Here is a 23,112-nt window from a genome sequence, read left to right on the forward strand (position 1 = left end):
TATCTTTATAAGATGACTTTATTGTATCATAAATTGCTTACTATAGCAATGTAATAAGAAAAACAGCCCTAAAGGGGCTGCTTTTCTTTTCATGTTGTATGAATGTATTACACAGTTATTTAGAACATGCATCTAATAGGTAAGCAATACCGATGAATGGAATACCTGCACGTTCGCCTAAGCCGATTTCACATGTGGAGCTAGAGCTTACTCCTAATGTAGCCCCGTACTCTTTCACTTCATCTCCTAAATCCCGTGTAGCGGAATGGTTCAATTCTGGTGTAAAGAAACCTTTTTGCCCTGCGAAACCACAACATGCAAAGGATTTAATATTGAATACTTCATCAGTACATGCACGTGCAAGCAGTTCAATGTATTTTTCTTTGCCAGCTTTTTTGATTTTACATTGTTTGTGAACAATAACACGCTCTTTACACTTCACAATATCTAATTTAGGAACAATATGTGTGTATAAGAACTCAGATACATCAAGGATTGTTACAGATTTAATATGTTTGAAAGCATGGGAGAAACATGCAGAATGGTCAATCACAACTGGATATACACCACCACAGCTTGCTTCTAATAAAGCAATTTCTAAATCGCGTAATGCACGTTTATCAATGTCTTCATAGTTTTCAAAGCTCAAACCACAACATAAGTTTTCAATATGACGTGGATAAATGACATTATAACCTGCTTTTTTACATAAGTTTTCCATCACTTGTTGCAAGCTACGAGTATCTTTTTGACCTTGATTTGGTTTGAAAGCACGATTTGCACAAGTACTGAAATACACAACATTATCATTGCCTACTGTGTTACGTTGATTTTTCAAGGTATGGCGGTTAGCTTTTGGCAATGTAGTTGGTGCATATGGTGTCACACCTGTTAGTTCGTGAGCCCCTTTTGTGATTTTAGAGATTAACTTATTGGTAATCACTTTACCTGCTGCACCACCTAAGGTAACCCCCATGCGAGCTGCTGCCAAGGTAGCTGGGAAATTGTCATAAATCGCTTCTGCAATACCATGACCTTTTGCTGTTACTTTACGAACAGATAATGCAATTTGCGCTGTATCAATGCCTAATGGACATAACATGGAACACATAGAACATGCTGCGCATGTATCTACACCATAGTATTGATAACCTTCAGATAATGCATCTGCTTCTGCATGTTTACCTTCTTGACGAAGACGTGTTTCTTCACGTACCAAGGAAATACGTTGACGTGGTGTTAATGTTAAGTTTTTAGATGGACAGTTCTTTTCACAGAAACCACATTCAATACACATATTAAACAATGGATCAATAGCCGCCATCGCTTTCAAGTTCTTTTTATATACATCTGGATCATCTGTAATGATAACATCTGGATTGATTAAGTAATTAGGATCAAATAATTCTTTGATACGACGGTTAACTTGGTAAGCTTTCACACCCCACTCTAATTCAACGAATGGCGCTACCATACGACCTGTACCATGCTCTGCTTTAATACTACCTTCTACAGCTGCTACTTGTTCTGCCATTTCTTTCACAAGTCCACTAAAATTATCACGTTCTCTTGGATCATTCAAGTCTGGAGTAATGATAAAATGAACATTGCCACTTAAGGCATGGCCAAAGATAATACCATTATCCATAAAATCATATTTACGGAATAACTCTGTAATGATACCGATGCCTTTAACAAAATCTTCAATTTTAAAACATACATCTTCTGTAATTACCGTAGAACCAGATTTGCGTTGTCCTGCTGCAATTGGCAACAATCCTTTACGGATATACCACCAAGAATTATATTCTTCTGGATCCGTAGAGTATAAGCTAGGAATGATAGTTGGAATATCTTTTAATTGTTCTTTAATATATTCCACTTGTTCTTCTAATTCTTGCTCATTATTACTTTCAGACTGGAATAGAATACAGCTAGTACCCTCTGGCACTCCACGTACAAAGTCCGGTACTTGTTCTAACTTTTGTACACTCTTAAGACTGAGGTAGTCCATCATTTCCGCAGATACTACATATTGACGCCCCATATTCGCTAAGGTTACAACTGCGCGAGACGCATCGGATAGCTCTTTATAGAATACAAGACCACAAGCCTTGAATTTCTTATCTTCTACTGTGTTATATACCACTTCTGATACGAACCCTAAGGTACCTTCAGAACCAATAAAAATATGATTTAAAATATCTACAATATCTTCAAAGTCAACTAAGGTATTAATGGAATAGCCTGTAGTGTTTTTAATTTTAAATTTACGTTGGATTAATTCTACTAATTCAGGATCATCAAAAATCCATTGACGAAGGTCTAATAAGCCTTTTACAAGGTCTGCACGAGAGGTCATGAAAGCTTGTACACTAGTTGGATCACTAGTATCTAAAATCGTACCATCCACCAATACAACACGAACAGATTTTACTGTTTGATAAGAGTTTTCTACAGTACCGCAGCACATACCTGAGGAGTTATTGTTAAAAATACCCCCTACCAAAGCACTAGCAATGGTAGCTGGATCTGGGCCAATTTTACGTCCATAAGGAACTAATTTTTCATTAGCATCGGAACCAATAACTCCGCAATCACAACGCAGTGCTTTGCCCCCATCTAATACTTCCATTCGTTTAAAGCCATCATTAGCCACCACTAATACATGTTCACTAGAAGCTTGACCAGATAAAGATGTGCCTGCAGCTCTAAAAGTAACTGGTGTACCATATTGATTCGCCAATTCCAAAATACGAATGACTTCAGCTTCATGATTAGCTTTCACCACTACTTGTGGTACATAGGAATAACAAGAAGCATCTACACCATAAGCATAGCGGTGTAAAAAATCTGTAAATACTCGATCAGGGCATACGGCCTGTGCTTCCGTAGAAAAAGAAGCAAAATCGTAACGTAACGGTGCTTTCATAATAGGACCTCCTAGCATTACTATATGTAGTATGATTTATAAATTTGAACGACTCGTTCAAAGGGGCATAGCTCTCTATGTCTTACCTATAGCTTACCATAGGAGTAGAGTTTCGTAAATTCTATAATTAATTTTTATAATCATAACTATTACAAAAAAGTATAACAAATTTACAAAATCAAAAATTTTTTATATAATAGACTATGAATGAAAGTAGGTGAAAACATGCACGTTTTAGGTGAACACGTTTTAATTGATTTATATTCATGTATTGATGAAAAAATAGAATCTCCTGCTGTCTTACAAGATGCTATTGTGAATGCCTTAGCAATTACAAATCAATGTGTTGAGGAAATCGATTGCCAAATTTTAGAAGATGAAATCTTCTTGGTAGCCGTATCCCATCACTGCCATGTAATTCTTCATGCATATCCACAATTAGGCTATGTAGCAGCAGATGTATATACATTTGAAAAATCTGTAGAACCAAAAGTAATTATGAAAGAATTACAACGATCTGTGGGTTCTGAAAAAGTAAAGGCTACTAGCATCCGTCGTGGTGACTTTGGTAATGAAAGAGACATGAAGCCTCGTAAACAGTCTTCTCTAACTGCTATGGGTAGAGTCACACGAACTCGTACACGGCTGACAAAGACTGGCAAAAATATTACTTCTAAAAGTGTAAAAGCCATCAAAAAAGTAATGGGCAACAACAAATAAATATCGAACATACAAACGGCTAGCCCTTAATGGAAACTAGCCGTTATTTTGTTCGATATTATACTAAACACACATAAAAGGCTGAACCTAGGAATATATCCTCAAGTTCAGCCTTATTATATACATATGTAGTCTATTCAATTATAGTTGCAACGATAATTGTCTACCGCTTGGTTCATATGCCGTAATCGTTACGCCCGCAGTTTGAAACAATCGTTTAGACGCTTGTACTTCTCGTGTATCTTTGTAATCATCGCGCCAATAGATAACTTCTTTAATACCACTTTGAATGATGGCTTTTGCACATTCATTACAAGGAAATAAAGTGACATATATTTTACTTCCTTCTAGTGAACCACCACGATAATTTAAAATCGCATTCAGTTCACTATGAACGATATAAAAATATTTATTATCTTCTTCTCGATTACGATTCCAAGAGAAATCATCATCATCACAACCTAAGGGCATACCATTATAACCGATAGATAAAATTTTATTATCATCGCTCACAATACAAGCCCCTACTTGTGTATTGGGATCTTTGGAGCGTTGCCCTGCTAACATAGCAACACCCATAAAATATTCATCCCAGCTAATATAGTCCTTACGTTTTTCCATAGGAACCTCGTTTTATTTGACTACAATATTAATTAATTTTTTAGGCACTACAATCACTTTCACAACAGTTTTACCCTCTGTAAACTCTTGTACACGTGGTAATGCTTTCGCAGCTGCTTCTAATTCTTCTTTGGATAATGAAACAGATACTGTCAATTTATCACGCACTTTACCATTCACTTGAACTGCCACTTCTACCTCATCTACCACTAGAGCAGATTCTTCATAAGTAGGCCAAGATGCAGCATGTACGGAGCCTTCAAATCCACATTCATGCCAGATTTCTTCAGTAATATGCGGTACAAATGGTGCTAGCAATAATGTTAACTTTTCAACTAGTTCTTTTGCTAAATCACTTTGCACAGATTCATGGCTATCTTTAAATTGGTACATAGCATTTACCAACTCCATAACAGTACTGATGGCAGTGTTAAAATTGAATTTACCATCTAAGTCTTCTGTTACTTTTTTGATAGCACGATGTAATTCACGGCGTAATGCTGTTTCATCTTTGGATAAGCTATCATGATGTCCAGATGCACCTAATTGTTGGTATGTATCGATAATACGCCATACACGACCTAAGAAACGATAGGAACCTTCTACCCCTTGGTCGCTCCAATCCAAATCACGATCTACTGGTGCTGCGAATAAGATGAATAAACGAGCTGTATCTGCACCGTATTTGGCAATGATTTCTTCTGGAGATACTACATTGCCTTTAGATTTAGACATTTTAGAACCTTCTTTTAATACCATGCCTTGTGTTAATAAGGCTTTAAACGGTTCATCCACTTCGACTAAGCCAATGTCATGTAATACTTTCACAAAGAAACGTGCATATAATAAGTGCAAAATCGCATGTTCAATGCCACCAATGTATTGGTCTACGTTCATCCAGTATTTCGCGATTTCTTTATTAAACACTTCTTTGTCATTACGAGCATCTGCATAACGTAAGAAATACCAAGAAGAATCAATAAAAGTATCCATGGTATCAATTTCACGTCGAGCAGGACCACCGCAGCAAGGGCATGTTGTGTTTAGAAAGTTTTCAGATGTGGCTAATGGAGAGATAGCACCGCCGTCAAAGGATACATCTTCTGGAAGTTTTACAGGCAATTGATCTTCTGGGACTAATTGTTCTCCACATTTATCGCAGTATACAACTGGAATTGGACAACCCCAATAGCGTTGGCGAGAAATCAACCAGTCACGAAGACGGAAGTTTACAGTTTTACGACCTGTACCTTGTTCAGTGAAGTAATCACCTAATGCTTGACGTGCTTCTTCAGAAGTTTTACCACTAAATTCGCCAGAGTTCACCAATATACCATCTTCAGTGAATGCTGTATCTAAGGAAGCAAAATCCAAATTTTGTTCTGTATTTTGGATAACCCAATTCACAGGTAAATCATATTTTTTTGCAAAGGCATAGTCTCTTTCATCATGAGCTGGAACACCCATAACAGCGCCTGTACCATAATCCGCTAGTACATAGTTAGCAATCCAAATAGGCACTTCTTTACCTGTTATAGGATGTGTCGCATAAGAACCAGTAAACATACCTACTTTCTCTGCCTCTGTAGAAGTACGTTCAATATCACTTTGGTTACGCAATGTTTCAATGAACGCCTCTAGCTCTACTTTATTAGAAGCATCCTGAATCAATTCTTTTACATATGGATGTTCTGGAGCTAATACTACATAAGATACGCCAAATAAAGTATCTACACGAGTAGTATAGACTTCAAAGGATTTATCAATTTTAGGAACATAAAAAGCAAATTGTGTACCTTCACTGCGACCGATCCAGTTACGTTGCATCGCTTTTACACGGTCAGGCCATTGGTCCAATGTATCTAAATCGTCTAGCAAACGATCTGCATAGTCTGTAATTTTAAAGAACCATTGTTTTAAGTCTTTTTTCACTACATCATTATCACAGCGCCAGCATTTGCCATCAATAACTTGTTCGTTAGCCAATACTGTATGGTCATGTTCACACCAGTTTACTTTTGCTTCTTTTTTATAGGCCAAGCCTTTTTTATAAAATTGTTGGAATATCCATTGTGTCCAACGATAGTAATCTTCTTTACAAGTCGCAACTTCACGGCCCCAATCATAGGATAAACCCAACTCTTTTTGCTGACGTGTCATGTTGGCAATATTATCTAATGTCCAATCTTTAGGAGATACACCATTTTTAATAGCTGCATTTTCTGCAGGCATACCAAATGCATCCCACCCCATTGGATGTAATACATTAAATCCACGCATTTTTTTGAAACGTGCCACTACATCACCAATCGAATAGTTACGCACATGTCCCATATGTAAGTTACCAGATGGGTATGGGAACATTTCTAACACATAATATTTTTCTTTACTTGGGTCATACTCTGTTTTAAATACCCCAGACTTTTCCCAATATGTTTGCCATTTTTTTTCAATGTCTTGTGCCACGTATTTTTCGTACATGCTATGCCTCCTCAATTGTATGTATTAATACTCCTAAGTATACTCCAAATCTTAGTCTTTAGGCAAAGACTTTTTTTCTTTTGTAACCTTTACAACACCTGTTTCATCAGAGTGTTTATGAGGTTTCTTAAACTTTAACACAATTTCTTTACCGTCTTTAGAAATCTTTGTCACTTCTGAAGTATCTGTATGTTTAGATTTTTTCTTTTTCTCTTGTTTTTTTAGTTCTTTTTTATGATCTTTTTTGTCTGAAATTGCTTTCTCCTTTTCAGTACTATTTGTATTAGCACCATCTAGAGCAAAACTCAGTACCGGCCATACATCACTAGCTTCAAAACCTTTACGCCAAGCCGCGACTCCTGCAAGTTGTAATTCTTTTACAAGACCCACTTTATAGCTTAAGGACTGTGGATCTTCAAACCAAATTTTAGTCAGTGTCCCCTCATATGGTTTCTTTTCATCATATATACCATAGACATCATTTTTCTTTGTTAACGTCAAATAATTACCTTTTAATCGCTCATCCCAGCGCATCACATCTCTGTATTCACGTTCTAAGTCCAACGCTTTGGACATGGCTAGTGTTTTACTTTTTGCTTTTCCTTCCCAAGAACCTTTCACTGGTACAGACCACTCACGCATATAGAATGGAATACCCAGTACAAGTTTTGATGCTGGTACTTCAGAAAGCATTTGCTCTGTATGCTTTCTAACCCATGGATAGGAAGCTACTGGTCCAGCTATATCACTAGATGCCCAAGTTTCATCGTACGCCATAAGTACCACATAATCTACTGCATCAGCATACGCTTTACGATCATACACTAAAGACCAGTTTTCACTATTAGAATAACCCGTTACATCTATTGATGTATATAGATTATACGTTCGTAACCCTTTTGCCAAAAAATCAACAAACTTAGTTAGCTGTGCTTTATCTTTATAATGAATGTTTTCAAAATCAAAATTATATCCGTCATAACCATACTCTGTAGCATAATTAATGAGGCCTTGTTTATATCGTTCCCACATAGATTCATTAGCAAGGATTTTACTAGTCATATCTGGATCGAATTGGTTTGTAATCAAAGGCCATATGCGATAGCCTTTTTCCTTATAACTATTCACATAGTCATGGGATAGCTTAGAACTAGCTTTTAGACCAGTCGTAGTCAATTCAAACCAGCTGGGAGACATGATTGATGTACCATTCTGTACATACTTTTTATCATACGCCGTTTCTGATACTATAGGATCAAATACCATGGTGATAGGTAATGTAACTTCTTGCTTTTCTGGGACATACAACATCGGACCCACATATTGTGTAGGTTCTACTGCTATTGTTGTATTGGAAAGTGCTGGAAAGGGAATATGGATTGCTGCCTCTGCTACTGGATAAGAAGCAAACAAACTAAATGCCGATATTCCTAGCACCATATGTTTCATAAATTGTAAGTGTTTCATAAGCGCTCCTTTTAACCTTTATATTATATCACATTCAGCCTATATATTGGGAACACTATACTATTTCTCTAAAATTTATGGTACACTACAAAGGTAGGAATATTACAAGTATATTACATAAACATATTTAGGAGGTACTATGTATCAGTATTTGTTTTTTATCGGAGGCTTTCCTATAAGAGCCTACGGTTTACTTCTCGCTTTAGGTATTATTAGTGCTGCCATTGTAGGATACTTCATTATGAAAAAAGATGGCCGTGGATGGGAAAAATATATGGTAGATTTTACCATTACTGTTGCTATAGCTGGTATCATCGGTGCTCGACTATGGGATGTGTTTTTCTTTGACTGGGGATACTATCACAATCATTTATTGGAAATTCCATACGTATGGCAAGGCGGTATGGCTATCCAAGGCGGCGTATTGTTAGGTGCTATTGCTGGAATTTATTATTTAAAAAAACAACATGTTGACCCTTGGGCATTTGCTGATTTATTTGCACCAGCCCTTATGGTAGGTCAATCTGTGGGACGTATGGCGAATGTCATGAATGGTGATGCCTTTGGTCACCCTACTGGGGGAAACTTCGGTATTCTCTATCCAGAAACTACCTTGGCATACCGCACTTATGGTAATCAACCATTATGGCCTGCTGAAATATGGGAAGGTCAAGTAGATATTATTTTGTTTGTTATCTTACTATTGGCTAACGTGTTCCCTCATAAAAAAGGGCAAATTTTCTGTTTATATGCATTCTTGTACTCTGCCTTGCGATTCTTCTTAGAATTCCTACGTGGAGATTATGTAAACCTAACATTAGGCTTTAAATCTGCGCAAGTTACAAGCTTAATTGTCATGGCTGTGTCCTTTGGCATCTGGCTATACCTTCATTATAAAGGAACAACGGATACACATGTATTCCCTATAGGGAAAGGCAAAAAAGGAAAATAATGATTCATTAGTTTCAACACAAAGTGATGCCTATAAAATCAAAATAATAATAAATATAAAGAGGAAAGGATTGCACATAGCAAATCCTTTCCTCTTTTTCTTATCTATAAAATTTTAAATATTGCAAAATTCTCTTGCCTTTGAATATGTAAAGCACTATATCTATCAAGTACAAAACTATTCATTAAGACAGTAACTCTTCTGCTACAATTAATGCCTCTAATTCTTCTAATGCACGTTGCGCAATTAATGCATTTTTTTCTTTTTTCTTACGTACTTTAGCTCCCCAAGGTTCCATGATACCGAAATTGACATTCATTGGTTGGAAATTAGAACCTTCATAGGCACTGATATAATGGCTTAACCCACCAAGAGCCGTTGTTTTAGGGAATGTAACAAATTCTTTGCCATGCAACATACGCGCCACTTGGATAGCTACCATCATACCTGCAGCTGCTGATTCTAGATACCCTTCCACACCTGTCATTTGACCAGCAAAAAACAATCGTGCATTAGATTGTAGTTGGAACGCTTGGTTCAATAGTTCTGGAGAGTTAATATATGTGTTACGATGCATGACACCATAGCGAATAAATTCAGCATTCTCTAACCCTGGAATCATTTGGAATACTCGCTTTTGTTCACCCCATTTTAAATGCGTTTGAAAGCCTACTAAGTTGTACATAGTAGCTTCTTTATTTTCCTTGCGCAACTGCACTACTGCATGCCACTCAATATTGTTCCGTGGATCTACAAGGCCAACCGGTTTCAAAGGTCCATAACGCAATGTATCTACTCCTCGAGATGCCATAATTTCTACCGGCATACATCCTTCAAAATAGATTTCTTTTTCAAAATCTTTTGGTTGTACTACATCGGCTGTAGTTAATGCTTCATAGAAAACATCATATTCTTCTTTCGTCATAGGGCAGTTTAAATAATCTGCATCCCCTTTATCATACCGTGAGGCTGCAAATACTTTATCGTAATTCAAAGACTCTGCTGTTACAATCGGCGCTGCTGCATCATAGAAATAAAAATCTTTAGAACCAGTTAACTCTTTAATCTTAGTTCCTAACGCTTCTGATGTGAGTGGACCACTTGCAAAAATAACAATACCTTCTTCTGGAATCTCTGTCACTTCTTCATGAATCACTGTGATTAAAGGGTGTTCTTTAATACGTTCTGTGACCCTTTTGCTAAAAGCATGACGATCTACGGCCAAGGCACCACCTGCTGGAACTTGAGTAGCATCAGCAGATTCCATGATTAAAGAGTCTAAACGACGCATTTCTTCTTTCAAAAGACCCACTGCATTTTCTATCGTATTCGAACGCAAAGAGTTAGAGCATACTAACTCTGCAAATTGATCTGTATGATGAGCCGGTGAAGACACTTTGGGACGCATTTCATATAAGTGCACAGGGATACCACGCTTAGCCAGTTGATAGGCTGCCTCAGAGCCAGCAAGACCAGCTCCAATAATAGTTACAAAATCTTTCATTCTTTATCTTCTTTCTTTGTTCTAGGTTTACGTTTTGGCCTTGTTTCACAGTCAGGATTGGAACAAAACTCTTTTTTATTTCCATTTTTATATACTTTTTCAGCCATTAAGCTACCACAAACGGGACAAGTTTTATCAATAGGTTTATCCCACATTGTAAAATCACAAGATGGATACCCTTCACAACCATAAAAAACACGACCTCTCTTGGATTTACGTTCTAAAATCTCATGAGATTTACATTTAGGACATGTCACTCCCGTGCTAACTGTAATGGACTTAATATTTCGACAATCTGGAAAGTTAGAACATGCTAAATATTTACCATAAGGTCCTAGTTTATAGACCATATCATGTCCACATTTTTCACAAAGGATACCACTCTTTTCTGCCTCCAGTTCTATCTTCTCAGCCGATTCAGCTGTGTATAATTCCTTCTCAAAACTATCATAAAATGAATGGATAACAGCTTCGTAGAAGTTAGTCCCTTGTGCAATATGGTCTAAATCTTCCTCCATAGAGGCAGTAAATTTCGTATTAATGAACTTTTCAAAATGAGTTGTTAAAAATTCCACCACGGCAAATCCTAAATCAGTAGGAATAAATTGTTTATCCTTACGCTCCACATAATTCCGTTTTAAGATCGTATCAATAGTAGCTGCATACGTACTTGGCCGACCAATTCCCTGTTCTTCTAATACTTTGATAAGACCTGCCTCAGAATAACGGCTTGGAGGTTGCGTAAAATGCTGTATACCATCCATAGAGATAGGCATAATAGCTTGCCCTTCCTCTAGGGCTGGCAGTATATGGTCATCCTCTTTTTTAGCGTCTTCATAGACTTCTGTAAAACCTTTAAATAATACACGATTCCCTGAAGCCTTCAATGTATACTCATCTACATGAAATTGCATAGTTATAGTTTCACTTTTCTGTGGAGCCATTTGACTCGCTAAAAATCGATTCCAAATCAAGGTATATAATTTTAACTCATCACTAGATAGATAGGACGCTACCGCTTTAGGTGGTAATTCCAACATGGTAGGACGAATCGCTTCATGCGCATCTTGAGCATTCGCCTTCGCTCCAAATACATTTGGTTTACTCGGATAAAACTCCTTCCCAAAGGTCTTGAGAATATAGGCTTTAGCCGCTTCTTGCATTTCCTTTGATACCCGAGTGGAATCTGTACGCATATAGGTAATTAAACCTACATGACCATAGCCCCCAATTTCTTTACCTTCATATAAATGTTGTGCTGCAGACATAATGCGTTTTGCATTCATATTCAGCTTGCGTACACCTTCTTGTTGCATCGTCGACGTCGTAAATGGAGCTGGTGCTTTGCGACTACGTTGTTTTGATTGTACAGAACTAACTACACCTTCACGGTCACGAATAACACGTAACACTTCATTACTTTCTATCTCATTAGAAATCGTTAGCTTTTCATCACCTTTGTGTGTCACTACCACATCAAATTGTTCATTCTTAGCTGTTTGATACACACCTTCGATAGTCCAGTATTCTTCTGGAATAAATGCTTGGATTTCTCGTTCCCGATCGCAGATAATGCGTACCGCTACAGATTGAACACGTCCGGCACTAAGTCCTTTGCAAATCTTTTTCCACAACAAGGGACTCAATTTATAGCCAACAATACGGTCCAACACACGACGAGCCTGTTGAGCATCCACCATATGCATATCAATCGGTCTAGGTGTTGCCATCGCCTCTTGAATAGCATGCTTGGTAATCTCATTGAAAGTCACTCGACATGGTGTAGTACCATCTATATTTAAAATATGTGCTAAATGCCAAGAGATGGCTTCTCCTTCACGGTCAGGGTCAGTTGCCAGATACACAGCCTTCGCCTTATCTGCTTCTTTGCGCAAATCTTCAATAACAGCCTTTCTACCTGGTACATTCAAATATCTAGGTAAAAAACCATTAGTAATAGATACACCCATTTGCATTTTAGGTAAATCCCTTAAATGGCCCATGCTAGCTTTTACCACATAATCATCACCTAAAAATTTTTCAATAGTCTTTGACTTTGCTGGTGATTCCACTATGATTAATGTTTTTCCATCTTTTTTGAAAGTCCGTTTATGCTCTATTTCAATCGGTTCCGGACGCATGACCAAAGGTCTAGACTCTGGTGCTTTGGCGCTTGATTTGACAGCTTCTTTTGTATCTTTGTCTTTTTTCTTCTCCCCTGTAACGAAGGATCTAGTAATGGCCAAAAATCTTCCTCCTCTAAGTATGTAGCACGTACCCCTGAGGGGTATGTGTAATCATTTGTTTTAGCTCTAATTGTAACAGCAATGTATGAAGATTGGATAAAGGCAATTGTGTGCGATGCACAAGTTCTTCAATCGTTGTATTTCCACCAGGATTCATAGCCTTCAACACACTTTGTTCTTCTTCATTCATTATGTTTACTTTATTACTATCCATGTTACTATACTTTGCAACTTTTTGCCAACCATATTCACGCAATACTTGTTCAGGATCTGTTAATACTGTAGCTCCTTGTTGAATAAGCCAATGATTTCCATCACAAGTATGCGTCAATACATTACCAGGTATGGTAAATACATCTCTCCCTTCATTAATCGCCATATCAGCAGTAATCAAAGATCCGCTACTAGCTTTTGCTTCCACAACAATAGTGCCTCTCGTCATACCGCTGATAATTCGATTTCGAGAAGGAAAGTGATGACTCTTTGCTTGCATGTGCGGTCCATATTCTGATAATAGCAATCCATCTTTTTCTAAAATTTCTAAAAATAAATTTCGGTTTGTTCTTGGATAGGTTACATTTAAACCGCAGCCCATAACAGCAATCGTTGGAGTTTGTCCTTGCAAGGCCCCTTCATGGCTAGCACGATCGATTCCCATGGCGCCTCCACTAACAACAATAATGCCTAAATTAGATAAAGCCCGTCCAAAGTGTCTAGCTACTTGTACACCATAGGTAGAGCACTTTCTAGCGCCTACCATCGCCAAAGAACGATCCGTATGTTGCAACACTTCTATATTTCCACGTCCATACAACACTCGGGGACTATTATAAATTTCTAGTAAAGATTTGGGATAGTATGGAGATTCCCAAGTAATCACTTCTATATGATAACGCTCTAAATCTTCTTCTAATTGTAATAGAAAGCTTTCATTGATAGGACGGCGAATTTCATCAAATAATTCATATTTACAACCCAATGATGGTTCCACATTGTGATGTAACACATGATGCCAAGCTTCTTTGGCACTTTCGTAATAGGTAAATAAATTACCTAAGCTTGCATTCCCTAATCCCACTACATGTTGGAGAGCACTCGCATAAATTTCGTCTTTCATTTACAATCCCTCCTGTACCTGCCGATAACTCAAAGCTTCTGCCACATGGTCTGTTAAAATCACCTCAGATTCTGCTAAATCAGCGATTGTTCTTGCCACTTTGATAATGCGGTCATAGCTACGTAAACTCAAATGTAATGTAGTAAAAGCTGAATCTAGCAATTCTTTAGCTTGCTTAGAAAGTTTCACATACATTTCTATATCACTATGACTTAAATGTGAGTTCACCCCAATATTCGTTCCTTTATATCTTTCAGTTTGCATAGATCTAGCACGGATAACACGGCTACGTACTTGCGCTGTACTAACTTTATCCTTAGGGGCATATATCTCTGTTAAAGTAGGTCTTTCTACGGGTACTACTAGATCCATTCTATCCAAAATAGGTCCTGATAACACTCGTTGGTATCTTTGAATTTGCGTAGCTGTACAAGTACATCGATGATCCTCTTCCGTTCCAAACCATCCACATGGACATGGATTCATAGCCATGACAACAATACAATCACTGGGATAGGTAGTTGCCATTCCAATCCGTGCAATATGTACTTGTCGTTCTTCTAAGGGCTGTCTCAGAACCTCTATGACAGGCCTACGAAATTCTGGTGCTTCATCCAAAAATAAAACGCCTTTATGTGCCAAGGTAATTTCTCCTGGTTTTGGCGGTTGTCCTCCTCCCGACATAGCCACTAATGTACTCGTATGATGAGGACTGCGAAATGGTCGTTGTTCCATTAATCGGCCACTTTTTAATAAACCCATTACACTATAAATACGGCTTACCTCTAGTTGCTCCTCCCGCGAAAGGGGAGGCAATAAAAAAGGCAATCGTTTAGCTAACATGGTTTTTCCCGAACCCGGAGGTCCTGTCATCAGTAAATGATGACCACCAGCAGCAGATATTTCTAAGGCCCGTTTTGCCATTACTTGCCCTTTTACATCTTGTAAATCTAGTATTTCCGCACTATATTTTGATGGCACTATAGCTATCTGTGCACATAGATTTTCTTTCTTTTCAGGATGCTCTAATACTTCCACAACTGCAGCTAATGTAGATAGTCCATATACAGGTATAGAGGCCCCACTGATAGCCTCTTCATGATTTCCTATAGGCACTATAATATCTTCTACCTTAGAAAGATAACTATTGTCATTCCCTAACTCCTGATTTGTCACTCCTATCACCATAGATAACATCCCCATCACTGGTTGTAAAGAACCATCTAACGATAATTCTCCTATAAATATATGGTGATCCCAATGTATAGACTCCTTTTTCTTGTGTTTTTCCGATTCTTGAGCGGCTAAAATTCCCATGGCAATGGCTAAATCTAAAGAAGACCCATCTTTACGAATATGGGCAGGTGCTAGATTCACCACAATTCTCTTCATAGGAAACTCAAAGCCCCCATTCTTGATAGCCGATCGCACTCTCTCCTTTGCCTCTTTCACAGAGGTCGCTGGTAATCCAACAATGTCAAAGCTTGGTAGACCTGGGCTAATATCTACTTCTACGGTCACCACATATCCATCAATACCACTCACACATACTCCATAGGTTTTTGCATACATGATACTCCTCCTATCTTATAAATGACACGCTTTCATATGCCGTAATTTAGAATCTCCCACTTGAGGCACATATACTTCTATGACATCAAATCGTATAGATTCATACTCTATATCACGGGTTGTCAAAAACATAGATATGACATGACGTATGTGTTGTTTCTTTTTCCAATGCACCGCCTCACAGGGCATTCCATAGGTTTGGGTCCGTCTTGTTTTCACCTCTACTACAATGAGCATATTTTCTTTTTTAGCGATAATATCTACTTCACCAAATCGATAGCGTATATTTCGTTCCAATACATCATAGTCTTGGCTTTTCAAATAGTTGGTAGCTAGGTCTTCACCGTATCTTCCTAATTCAATATGGTTCATAGGCACCTCCTTAGTTCTACATTACTTTCATTATGAAAGAATGTAAACCGTACAACCCACACTGTTAGGAGTGTGCTATACCAAGAGTGTTATAATCCATATACAATTATCGATATGCAAAAAAGCATTCCCATAGAACAATCTATAAGAATGCTTTTATAAGTAATATAATATTATAATCATTTTCAAACAATGGAATCGCTATGGGCAGAGATATCTTTATAGGTATCCTAAGCATGTATAACCTAAACGATATACTAATACTTAGATTTCTTCTACAGGCTTACCTGCCACAATCGATTTGATAGGTTCAAAACTATGACGATGTAATGGCGTAATGCCAAGGTCTTTTATCGCCTGCTTATGTACATCTGTATAATATCCTTTATGGATCGCAAACCCAAATCCTGGATACTCTTCATCCATAGCTTCCATGAAGCGGTCCCGTGTTACTTTTGCTACAATGGAAGCAGCCGCAATAGATGCACTTTTAGAGTCTCCTTTAATCAAAGATTCTACAGGTACCTCTAAATCTGGTAATTTCATCGCATCCGATAATACAGCCTCTGCCTGTACTGGCAAATTACGAATCGCCTCATACATAGCTTGTCGTGTAGCCTCATAAATATTGAGTGTATCAATGACTTCTGCCTCATAGGACACACAGTGTACCGCTACTGCTACCTCCATGATTTGATCAAATAAGGTATCTCGTTTTTCTGGCGTTAGTTTTTTGGAATCGTTCAACCCTACTAGCTTGCAATGAGGTGGTAAGATAACAGCTGCTACTGTCACAGGACCTGCAATAGGACCTCTACCTACTTCATCTACACCAGCGATTAGGTATTTGCCTTCCTCGTAAAAGCTTTCTTCATAAGCGTACATAGCTTCTAAACGCTGTTGCTCCTCTAAGACTTTTTTCTGCTTTCGTAAATACACACCAGCTGCGTGTTTCACGGATTCACGAGAATCTTCTAATGCCCATTGTACATAATCAAAAGGGCATTCACCTTGCAGTAGATTTTTAATATCTTTAACTTTAAGTTCCTCAAACTCACTCTTCGTCAACATAGTACGGCTCCTCATCGACGCCATCAAAGGTAATGTATCCCAATTTATTATTTCTGTAATCCGTCAAAATCACACGGCGCACCTTGTCATAATCTACGACGCCACCGCTTACCAAACAACCACGACGACGACCAATAGCCTCTAACATGGTATCTACGGATGTACGCTCTTCTTCCGTCAATTTATAACGCTCATGCAATAATGTCGGTTCATGCTCTTCTAAATATGCCAACAACTGCTTGATAACAGAATCTAAATCATACACATCGTCGGAAATAGCTCCTGTCATCGCTAACCGAGCTGCTGCTCGTTGGTCTTCAAACTTAGGCCATAATACACCTGGTGTATCTAATAGTTCAAGATTTTTACCTACTTTTACCCATTGTTGACCCCGAGTATGACCCGGTTTATTGGCAGTTCTTGTCGCAGCAGAACCAGCCAATTTATTAATTAATGTAGATTTACCTACATTGGGTATCCCTAGAATCATAGTACGTACTGTACGACCTTTGATTCCTTTTTTTAGCCATCTATCGATGATGGGCTGTGCTAAGGATTCTACGGTTTTCACGAGTTGCTTATTTCCTTTGCCATTTTTAGAATCAATAGCAATAGCATGAATACCTTCGTTTTTGAAAAATTCAATCCATTCTTTTGTAGCTTTTGGATTTGCTAAATCGCATTTATTTAAAATCACTACATGTGGCTTATCACCTATCAACTCGCGAATAACTGGATTCGCACTACTGCGAGGAATACGTGCATCTAGTAATTCGATAACCACATCAACTTTCTTTTTATGTTCCGTAATCATGCGTGTGGCTTTTGCCATATGGCCTGGGAACCACTGTACGACTGGAAAAATTTCTTGACTCATATTTCACCTACTCGTCTATTATCTATATCATATGCTCATTTTACTGTTATTTTTTCTGCTAATCTAATATCTTTTATGACATACTACTATCAAACTATATACATTTTATGAAAGTATATAAAATCGACTATCAAGTAGCAAACTCCTATCTATGATTTCATAACTAATATGCCCTACTATTTAGCAGTTTCTAAAGGAAATAAAAAAAGGCTAGCCATAGACTTACGTCTCATGGCTAACCCTTTTAAATTAGCGTTTTTCGCGAATACGAGCAGCTTTACCAGTAAGGTTACGTAAGTAGTACAATTTAGCACGACGAACGATACCGCGACGAGTTACTTCGATTTTTGCTAGACGTGGGCTGTGAAGTGGGAATACACGTTCAACACCAACGCCAGAAGCGATACGACGAACTGTGAAAGTTTCACGAACGGAACCACCTTGACGGTTGATTACCAAACCTTCGAAAACCTGAATACGTTCACGGCTACCTTCCACAACTTTTACGTGTACTTTTACAGTATCACCAGCGCGGAACTCAGGAATGTCAGAGCGAAGCTGTTCTTTTTCTAATACATCAATAATATTCACGATTTTTTCCTCCTATTTTGCAGACGTTCGTTACTTACACCTTATAAGCAGAGGACCATCTCAAATTAACAGTATTATTCTATCATAAAAGAAAGTTTTTATGCAAGAGGGAAATTTAAGAATATTAAAGGTAGATAATCCTATTAAATTGCAAGTAGAAATTAAACATATTCAATTCATACTTTTAATAGTTAATCCCATAGTAAAATTGAATAAATATCTTATTACTCTATCGAATTTTTACTTTCTATGATTTTTATAATATCTTCATAAAAATAAAAATTAATTAATTTATCATATGTAATTTTTTCAATCATGGTTTTATCTAGTTCCCCAAAAAGTTGCTTATATAGTTCTCCTAAACGAAATGCACCACTAATTTGATCGTTTTTCACAGATGCCTCTATAATTTCGTTCAGATGCTTTTGAGTTAATCTTGGGATAAAATATAAAATTTTTTTTAATCGTTCTTCTGATTGTCTATAACTTCCTGAATCCTTAAAGAGTTCTACTAGTTTATCAATGCTATAGTTGAGATTCTGTAAGATAGGGGTTGTATTGGGATATTTTTGAATAAATTCAAATAATTGATCATCATCAAAATCATTAATTCTTTGTTTTATTACATCTGACAATTCATTGACACTAGTTAATAATGACAATACATATATTGGCGAATCTTGTAAAATATAGTTTTTAATTTTACTTTTGTTTAATTCACTTAAGCCAGCATATAGAGTAGGTATATTTGCTAACAAGTTACATATATTAAAAAAAGTGTCTTTTTTATTATCATCAAATATATTTTGAGTATAATTTGAGAACTCAATCTCTACTATGTCCTTGTTAAGCTCCCAAAATACAACTAGTGTATTTTGATATTTTTCACAAGTAAGACTGGATCCTTCGCTTGAAATATACTCATTAAATACTCTTTTAAAAAATTGCCTATTTAAACTTTCTTTAGCTCTAGCTAAAGGACCCTCAAGAAGAACTGTTTTTATTTCATTTCGATCTATAGGAAAATAATCAGACTCTAACTTTTTAAATATATTATCTAATGCAGCTTTACCTTGTACTGGAGGTTTAGATAAAACAAAATCAATCACGTTAGTAAGATGATATCGTGCTAGTTCAGCTGTAGCCTCAAATGGTATACCCTCTCCAATCATTGATGGATGTGCACATAAATTTCTATCTTCGTTAAGCCTTTCTAGCATTCTATATTCAATTGGACCTAACAATTCAAATTTTTGCCGCATTGTTTGTAGAGTATTCTTTTCGAACCTCAAAAAGTTCTGAATATTATTATTGGTACGATTACGTTCAATACCAGTCTTTATATTTATTGCTTCTTTATCTCCAGTTAAAGCCAGTTCATTAATTTTTTCAATAAAGTCATAAACTAATGCAATCCATGTAGCAATAATACAAGATCTATATGCCCCTGTTTTATAACAATTTATCGCCTCTTCAATATGGTCTTGAGATGACTTATTTCTGCAGTTTAAATATAACTCTTCTAAACTACGCATATATCCCCTCCACAATATATCAAAAAAGTATCAGTATGTGTCAATCACTATTTAATTATACTCAATCAAGTCAAATCAAATAATAAAAGCGTTACAAGAAAGCAGATAGACAATAAATTTTATCTGCTTTTAAATTATATTAACCTCTTCAACTTTTCAATTAATGGTGTACTACTTTCAATTGTTTTTACTAATCGGTCCTGTTCTCTTAAAGGAGGAATAGGTATAAGCAAATTAAGCATGGTTTCTACACCAACTCTAGGCATTTTCACCCCATATGTAACTGAATTAACTAAAAGATCAACATATGGAGACTTTAGCACAGAAAGAATATACTTTGTATTACATTCTCCAAAAACATTAAAGGGAACTAACTCTGGAGTGCATACACCATCATCAGGAGCAATCAAAATTTTTTTTAAATACGGTCGAAGCTTACTATATAACAATTGACCTTTATAGAATACAACCTTATCCCCTGATACTTTTTTCTCCTTCGCATTAATACGCTCAAGAATATTGCCTGTATTCTTTTCAATATCCTCTAAATCTAATACCCAAGTTGATTGTTTTAAATCAATAGCTTTAACCTTAGGTTTACTTTGATTATATGTAGAAATATTACCTAATCGCTCCCAACACCAATTATCTGGAATATCAAATGGAGTCTCATCTTCTTGAATCGGTGGTAAATCCTTTTGTTTTTTTATTTGACCAGCTTCTATTAAACTCTCTTTTTCTAGTAAAATCTTTTCAATAAGAGACTTAGCAGATCCTTCTTTATCTCTTTGTTTACAAAGTTTACCTTGTATCGCTTCTTGTAAGATTGACTTTTGTAGTGCCACTGGGAACTTTTTATTTAATTCATTAAGCTTTTGCCAAGCATTTTCATATCTATCAATTATAGGGAAAATAGCTTCGATTTTTTCTAGTATCCTTTTTTGCTCTCTTAGTGGCGGTAAAGGGATAAGCAAGTTCTTCACTATTTCTTTAGTAATTGCTTTAAATGTGGTCCCTGTAGATTTTTTAATAAAGATATTTTCATGTGCCATAAGCCAAAAGTATAAAAACTCTGATGAAATAAACCCATATGGCAAAATTGCACTTAATCCACGGCCAATACATATACACCTATCTGTAATATTCACTTTTCCTACAGGAGCTCGAACACAAAGAAGTACAGCACCTTCTGATGCAATTTTTAATGGCTTATTTGTAGCCATCGATGATTTTTTTAAAACTTTATTCCCAAAATTAATTTTTCCTTGGTGAAACTCAATACCTTGATTAGTTCTGGAAACACTATCTTTAGATACTGACTGTCCCATAACTACATCAAAAACATCTCCTAATCTAACCCACTTCCAGCTACTAGGAATTTCCGATAACCATTCATCTTCTATAATTGTATTTATAACTTCTTTACTCTTAAACTTTTGTTGCTTGCTAAAATGTAGTTTTTCTTCTTGAATCAATTGATAGAGTTCTTCACCTGTACCTTCTTCAGGTCTTTGTTCAACTAATTTTCCTTCAATAGCTAGCTGAAGTATACTATCTCTTAATTGTTGGGGTATCATTCTAACTCCCTCCCTAATAGAGATGTTATTTCTTCTAACGCTCTATCAATTTCTGCATTCAAGCTGGCACGTTCTTCTTGATACCTTTGAATTAAATCGTGAGGCGCAAGTATTACTTCTTCTTCATGCGGATATCCACACAAATCTATATTGTAATTATATTTACCTTCTAAATCTTCTTTTCTGTATTTCTTAGCTTTGTCAAACCCATCTTCTTCAATTTCAGTCCGATTATCCCACCACTCCATAACTGGTTTAAAATGCTCCAATTTCATGGGTTTGGTCTTAGAAAAGTGTTTATATCCTTCAGGCATATCTAATCTATACACCCAAGTTTCTTCAGTTTTCCCTGTATTATCAAAGAAAAGAATATTTGTAGTAATCGATGTATAAGGACTAAAAACGCTGGATGGCAATCGAATAATCGTATGAAGATTAAACTCGTTGAGCAACTTTTTCTTTATATTAACTTTTGCATTATCAGTACCAAACAAGAAGCCATCAGGCAATATAACTGCTGCTCTACCTTGAGACTTTAAGCGATACATAATGACAGACATAAACAAATCTGCCGTCTCAGAGCTAGCTAAATCTACTGGAAAATGACTTTTTACATCATTTTTTTCTTTTCCCCCGTAAGGTGGATTCATCAATATAACATCAAATTTATCTTTATCAGTATAATCCAAGACGTCTTTCAATAAAGTGTTATCATGGAATATTCGTGGAATATCTATATCATGAAGTAACAAATTTGTAATTGCGAGCATATATGGAAACTGTTTTTTTTCGATACCATACACAGATGATGAAAACAATTTTTCATCTGCTACTGTTTCTACCTTTTTATGTAGCTCATTTAGCCAGCTTATAAGGAACCCACCCGTACCACAAGCTAAGTCCGCCATCATTTCACCAATTTTGGGATTAATCATCATTGCCATAAAGTCTGTTACAGCCCGAGGGGTATAATATTCTCCATTATCTCTTGCACTTTGTAGCTCTTTCAGAATTGTTTCATAAATTTCTCCAAACGCGTGACTTTCATGATAATCACCAAAATCAATATCATCAATAATATTAATAACTTGTCTAAGTAATACACCATCTTTCATAAAGTTATTTGCATCTGCAAATGTTGTCTGTACAATAGATTTTTTTATTGGTGTATTAACATCGACTGGTAAGGTTTTTAATGTAGGAAACAAAGTATTATTGACGAAATTTAGTAATGCATCTCCTGTTAATGCTCTACCAGATTTATCATCATGGGCCCAACTCAACCACCTACATTGTTCTGGAATGATTGATACATAATTATCCTCATTCATTTCCCAATCAGATTCCTTCGCATCATATACTTTTAAAAATATTATCCATATAAGTTGTTCAAGGCGCTGTCCATAACCGCTCACACCTGCATCATTACGCATAATATTGTCCAATCGCTTCAAAGAAGCCGATAAATTACTCATTT

General features: G+C 36.6%; 17 protein-coding genes. 2 read left to right on the forward strand and 15 right to left on the reverse strand.

From position 1 onward, the window contains the following. Positions 1–115: 115 nt before the first annotated feature. Positions 116–2,932: an FAD-binding and (Fe-S)-binding domain-containing protein gene (locus EO112_RS00670; protein WP_127162454.1), complete on the reverse strand. Its 2,817-nt coding sequence runs from the start codon at positions 2,930–2,932 to the stop codon at positions 116–118. Between the two features lie 225 nt (positions 2,933–3,157). Between EO112_RS00670 and EO112_RS00675 the strand changes: the two genes are divergently transcribed. Further along, a complete protein-coding gene (locus EO112_RS00675) occupies positions 3,158–3,652 on the forward strand; it encodes an S-adenosylmethionine decarboxylase family protein (protein ID WP_062402869.1) in 495 nt (164 codons plus the stop codon). Positions 3,653–3,793: 141 nt separating this feature from the next. On the opposite strand, the gene EO112_RS00680 is transcribed toward EO112_RS00675, so the two are convergent. From EO112_RS00680 to EO112_RS00690, 3 genes are read right to left on the reverse strand one after another with little or no spacing between them, the layout of a single operon-like run. After that, positions 3,794–4,273, reverse strand: a complete 480-nt coding sequence (locus EO112_RS00680) for a dCMP deaminase family protein (RefSeq protein ID WP_009354146.1) — start codon at positions 4,271–4,273, stop codon at positions 3,794–3,796. 12 nt (positions 4,274–4,285) lie between these two features. Further along, entirely contained in the window at positions 4,286–6,754 is a 2,469-nt protein-coding gene (gene leuS / locus EO112_RS00685; RefSeq protein ID WP_127162456.1) for a leucine--tRNA ligase, read from the reverse strand. A 51-nt stretch (positions 6,755–6,805) separates the two neighbouring features. Further along, positions 6,806–8,221, reverse strand: a complete 1,416-nt coding sequence (locus EO112_RS00690) for a glycosyl hydrolase family 18 protein (protein ID WP_127162458.1) — start codon at positions 8,219–8,221, stop codon at positions 6,806–6,808. Positions 8,222–8,360: 139 nt separating this feature from the next. On the opposite strand from EO112_RS00690, the gene lgt reads away from it, so the two are divergent. Next, positions 8,361–9,173 carry a prolipoprotein diacylglyceryl transferase gene (gene lgt, locus EO112_RS00695; RefSeq protein ID WP_127162460.1) on the forward strand — a complete coding sequence of 271 codons (813 nt, stop codon included), beginning with the start codon at positions 8,361–8,363 and terminating at the stop codon, positions 9,171–9,173. Positions 9,174–9,357: 184 nt separating this feature from the next. On the opposite strand, the gene trmFO is transcribed toward lgt, so the two are convergent. From trmFO to EO112_RS00750, 11 genes are all read right to left on the reverse strand, one after another. Beyond that, a complete protein-coding gene (gene trmFO / locus EO112_RS00700; protein WP_127162462.1) occupies positions 9,358–10,677 on the reverse strand; it encodes a methylenetetrahydrofolate--tRNA-(uracil(54)-C(5))-methyltransferase (FADH(2)-oxidizing) TrmFO in 1,320 nt (439 codons plus the stop codon). After that, positions 10,674–12,923 (reverse strand): type I DNA topoisomerase, encoded by a 2,250-nt coding sequence (gene topA / locus EO112_RS00705; protein WP_370106285.1) that lies wholly within the window; start codon positions 12,921–12,923, stop codon positions 10,674–10,676. Before topA ends, trmFO begins: the two co-directional genes overlap by 4 nt. 13 nt (positions 12,924–12,936) lie before the next feature. Then, positions 12,937–14,040: a DNA-processing protein DprA gene (gene dprA, locus EO112_RS00710; protein WP_127162464.1), complete on the reverse strand. Its 1,104-nt coding sequence runs from the start codon at positions 14,038–14,040 to the stop codon at positions 12,937–12,939. After that, positions 14,041–15,612 carry a YifB family Mg chelatase-like AAA ATPase gene (locus EO112_RS00715; protein ID WP_009354042.1) on the reverse strand — a complete coding sequence of 524 codons (1,572 nt, stop codon included), beginning with the start codon at positions 15,610–15,612 and terminating at the stop codon, positions 14,041–14,043. It lies immediately after the preceding gene. A 15-nt stretch (positions 15,613–15,627) separates the two neighbouring features. Beyond that, positions 15,628–15,984, reverse strand: coding sequence for a YraN family protein (locus EO112_RS00720; RefSeq protein ID WP_009354041.1), 357 nt, complete (start codon positions 15,982–15,984; stop codon positions 15,628–15,630). 264 nt (positions 15,985–16,248) lie between these two features. Next, positions 16,249–17,052 carry a ribonuclease HII gene (locus tag EO112_RS00725; protein WP_127162729.1) on the reverse strand — a complete coding sequence of 268 codons (804 nt, stop codon included), beginning with the start codon at positions 17,050–17,052 and terminating at the stop codon, positions 16,249–16,251. Beyond that, positions 17,039–17,932 carry a ribosome biogenesis GTPase YlqF gene (gene ylqF, locus EO112_RS00730; RefSeq protein WP_127009401.1) on the reverse strand — a complete coding sequence of 298 codons (894 nt, stop codon included), beginning with the start codon at positions 17,930–17,932 and terminating at the stop codon, positions 17,039–17,041. Before ylqF ends, EO112_RS00725 begins: the two co-directional genes overlap by 14 nt. Before the next feature lie 249 nt (positions 17,933–18,181). Further along, entirely contained in the window at positions 18,182–18,523 is a 342-nt protein-coding gene (gene rplS, locus EO112_RS00735) for a 50S ribosomal protein L19 (protein WP_009354025.1), read from the reverse strand. 224 nt (positions 18,524–18,747) lie between these two features. Further along, entirely contained in the window at positions 18,748–20,058 is a 1,311-nt protein-coding gene (locus EO112_RS00740; RefSeq protein ID WP_127162467.1) for a hypothetical protein, read from the reverse strand. Positions 20,059–20,192: 134 nt separating this feature from the next. Next, on the reverse strand, positions 20,193–21,635 hold the full coding sequence (locus EO112_RS00745; protein WP_127162469.1) for a restriction endonuclease subunit S: 1,443 nt from the start codon (positions 21,633–21,635) through the stop codon (positions 20,193–20,195). Then, positions 21,632–23,110 (reverse strand): class I SAM-dependent DNA methyltransferase, encoded by a 1,479-nt coding sequence (locus tag EO112_RS00750; protein ID WP_127162471.1) that lies wholly within the window; start codon positions 23,108–23,110, stop codon positions 21,632–21,634. The genes EO112_RS00745 and EO112_RS00750 overlap by 4 nt, the downstream gene beginning before the upstream one ends. Between the last annotated feature and the right edge of the window lie 2 nt (positions 23,111–23,112).

It is taken from the genome of Veillonella sp. VA141, from assembly GCF_003992175.1.
Lineage (GTDB): Bacteria > Bacillota > Negativicutes > Veillonellales > Veillonellaceae > F0422.

Coding starts and splice junctions, on each gene's coding strand:
- EO112_RS00670 (WP_127162454.1), bottom strand. CDS start 2,932: ATGAAAGCACCGTTACGTTACGATTTTGCTTCTTTTTCTACGGAAGCA.
- EO112_RS00675 (WP_062402869.1), top strand. CDS start 3,158: ATGCACGTTTTAGGTGAACACGTTTTAATTGATTTATATTCATGTATT.
- EO112_RS00680 (WP_009354146.1), bottom strand. CDS start 4,273: ATGGAAAAACGTAAGGACTATATTAGCTGGGATGAATATTTTATGGGT.
- leuS (WP_127162456.1), bottom strand. CDS start 6,754: ATGTACGAAAAATACGTGGCACAAGACATTGAAAAAAAATGGCAAACA.
- EO112_RS00690 (WP_127162458.1), bottom strand. CDS start 8,221: ATGAAACACTTACAATTTATGAAACATATGGTGCTAGGAATATCGGCA.
- lgt (WP_127162460.1), top strand. CDS start 8,361: ATGTATCAGTATTTGTTTTTTATCGGAGGCTTTCCTATAAGAGCCTAC.
- trmFO (WP_127162462.1), bottom strand. CDS start 10,677: ATGAAAGATTTTGTAACTATTATTGGAGCTGGTCTTGCTGGCTCTGAG.
- dprA (WP_127162464.1), bottom strand. CDS start 14,040: ATGAAAGACGAAATTTATGCGAGTGCTCTCCAACATGTAGTGGGATTA.
- EO112_RS00715 (WP_009354042.1), bottom strand. CDS start 15,612: ATGTATGCAAAAACCTATGGAGTATGTGTGAGTGGTATTGATGGATAT.
- EO112_RS00720 (WP_009354041.1), bottom strand. CDS start 15,984: ATGAACCATATTGAATTAGGAAGATACGGTGAAGACCTAGCTACCAAC.
- ylqF (WP_127009401.1), bottom strand. CDS start 17,932: ATGAGTCAAGAAATTTTTCCAGTCGTACAGTGGTTCCCAGGCCATATG.
- EO112_RS00740 (WP_127162467.1), bottom strand. CDS start 20,058: ATGCGTAGTTTAGAAGAGTTATATTTAAACTGCAGAAATAAGTCATCT.
- EO112_RS00745 (WP_127162469.1), bottom strand. CDS start 21,635: ATGATACCCCAACAATTAAGAGATAGTATACTTCAGCTAGCTATTGAA.
- EO112_RS00750 (WP_127162471.1), bottom strand. CDS start 23,110: ATGAGTAATTTATCGGCTTCTTTGAAGCGATTGGACAATATTATGCGT.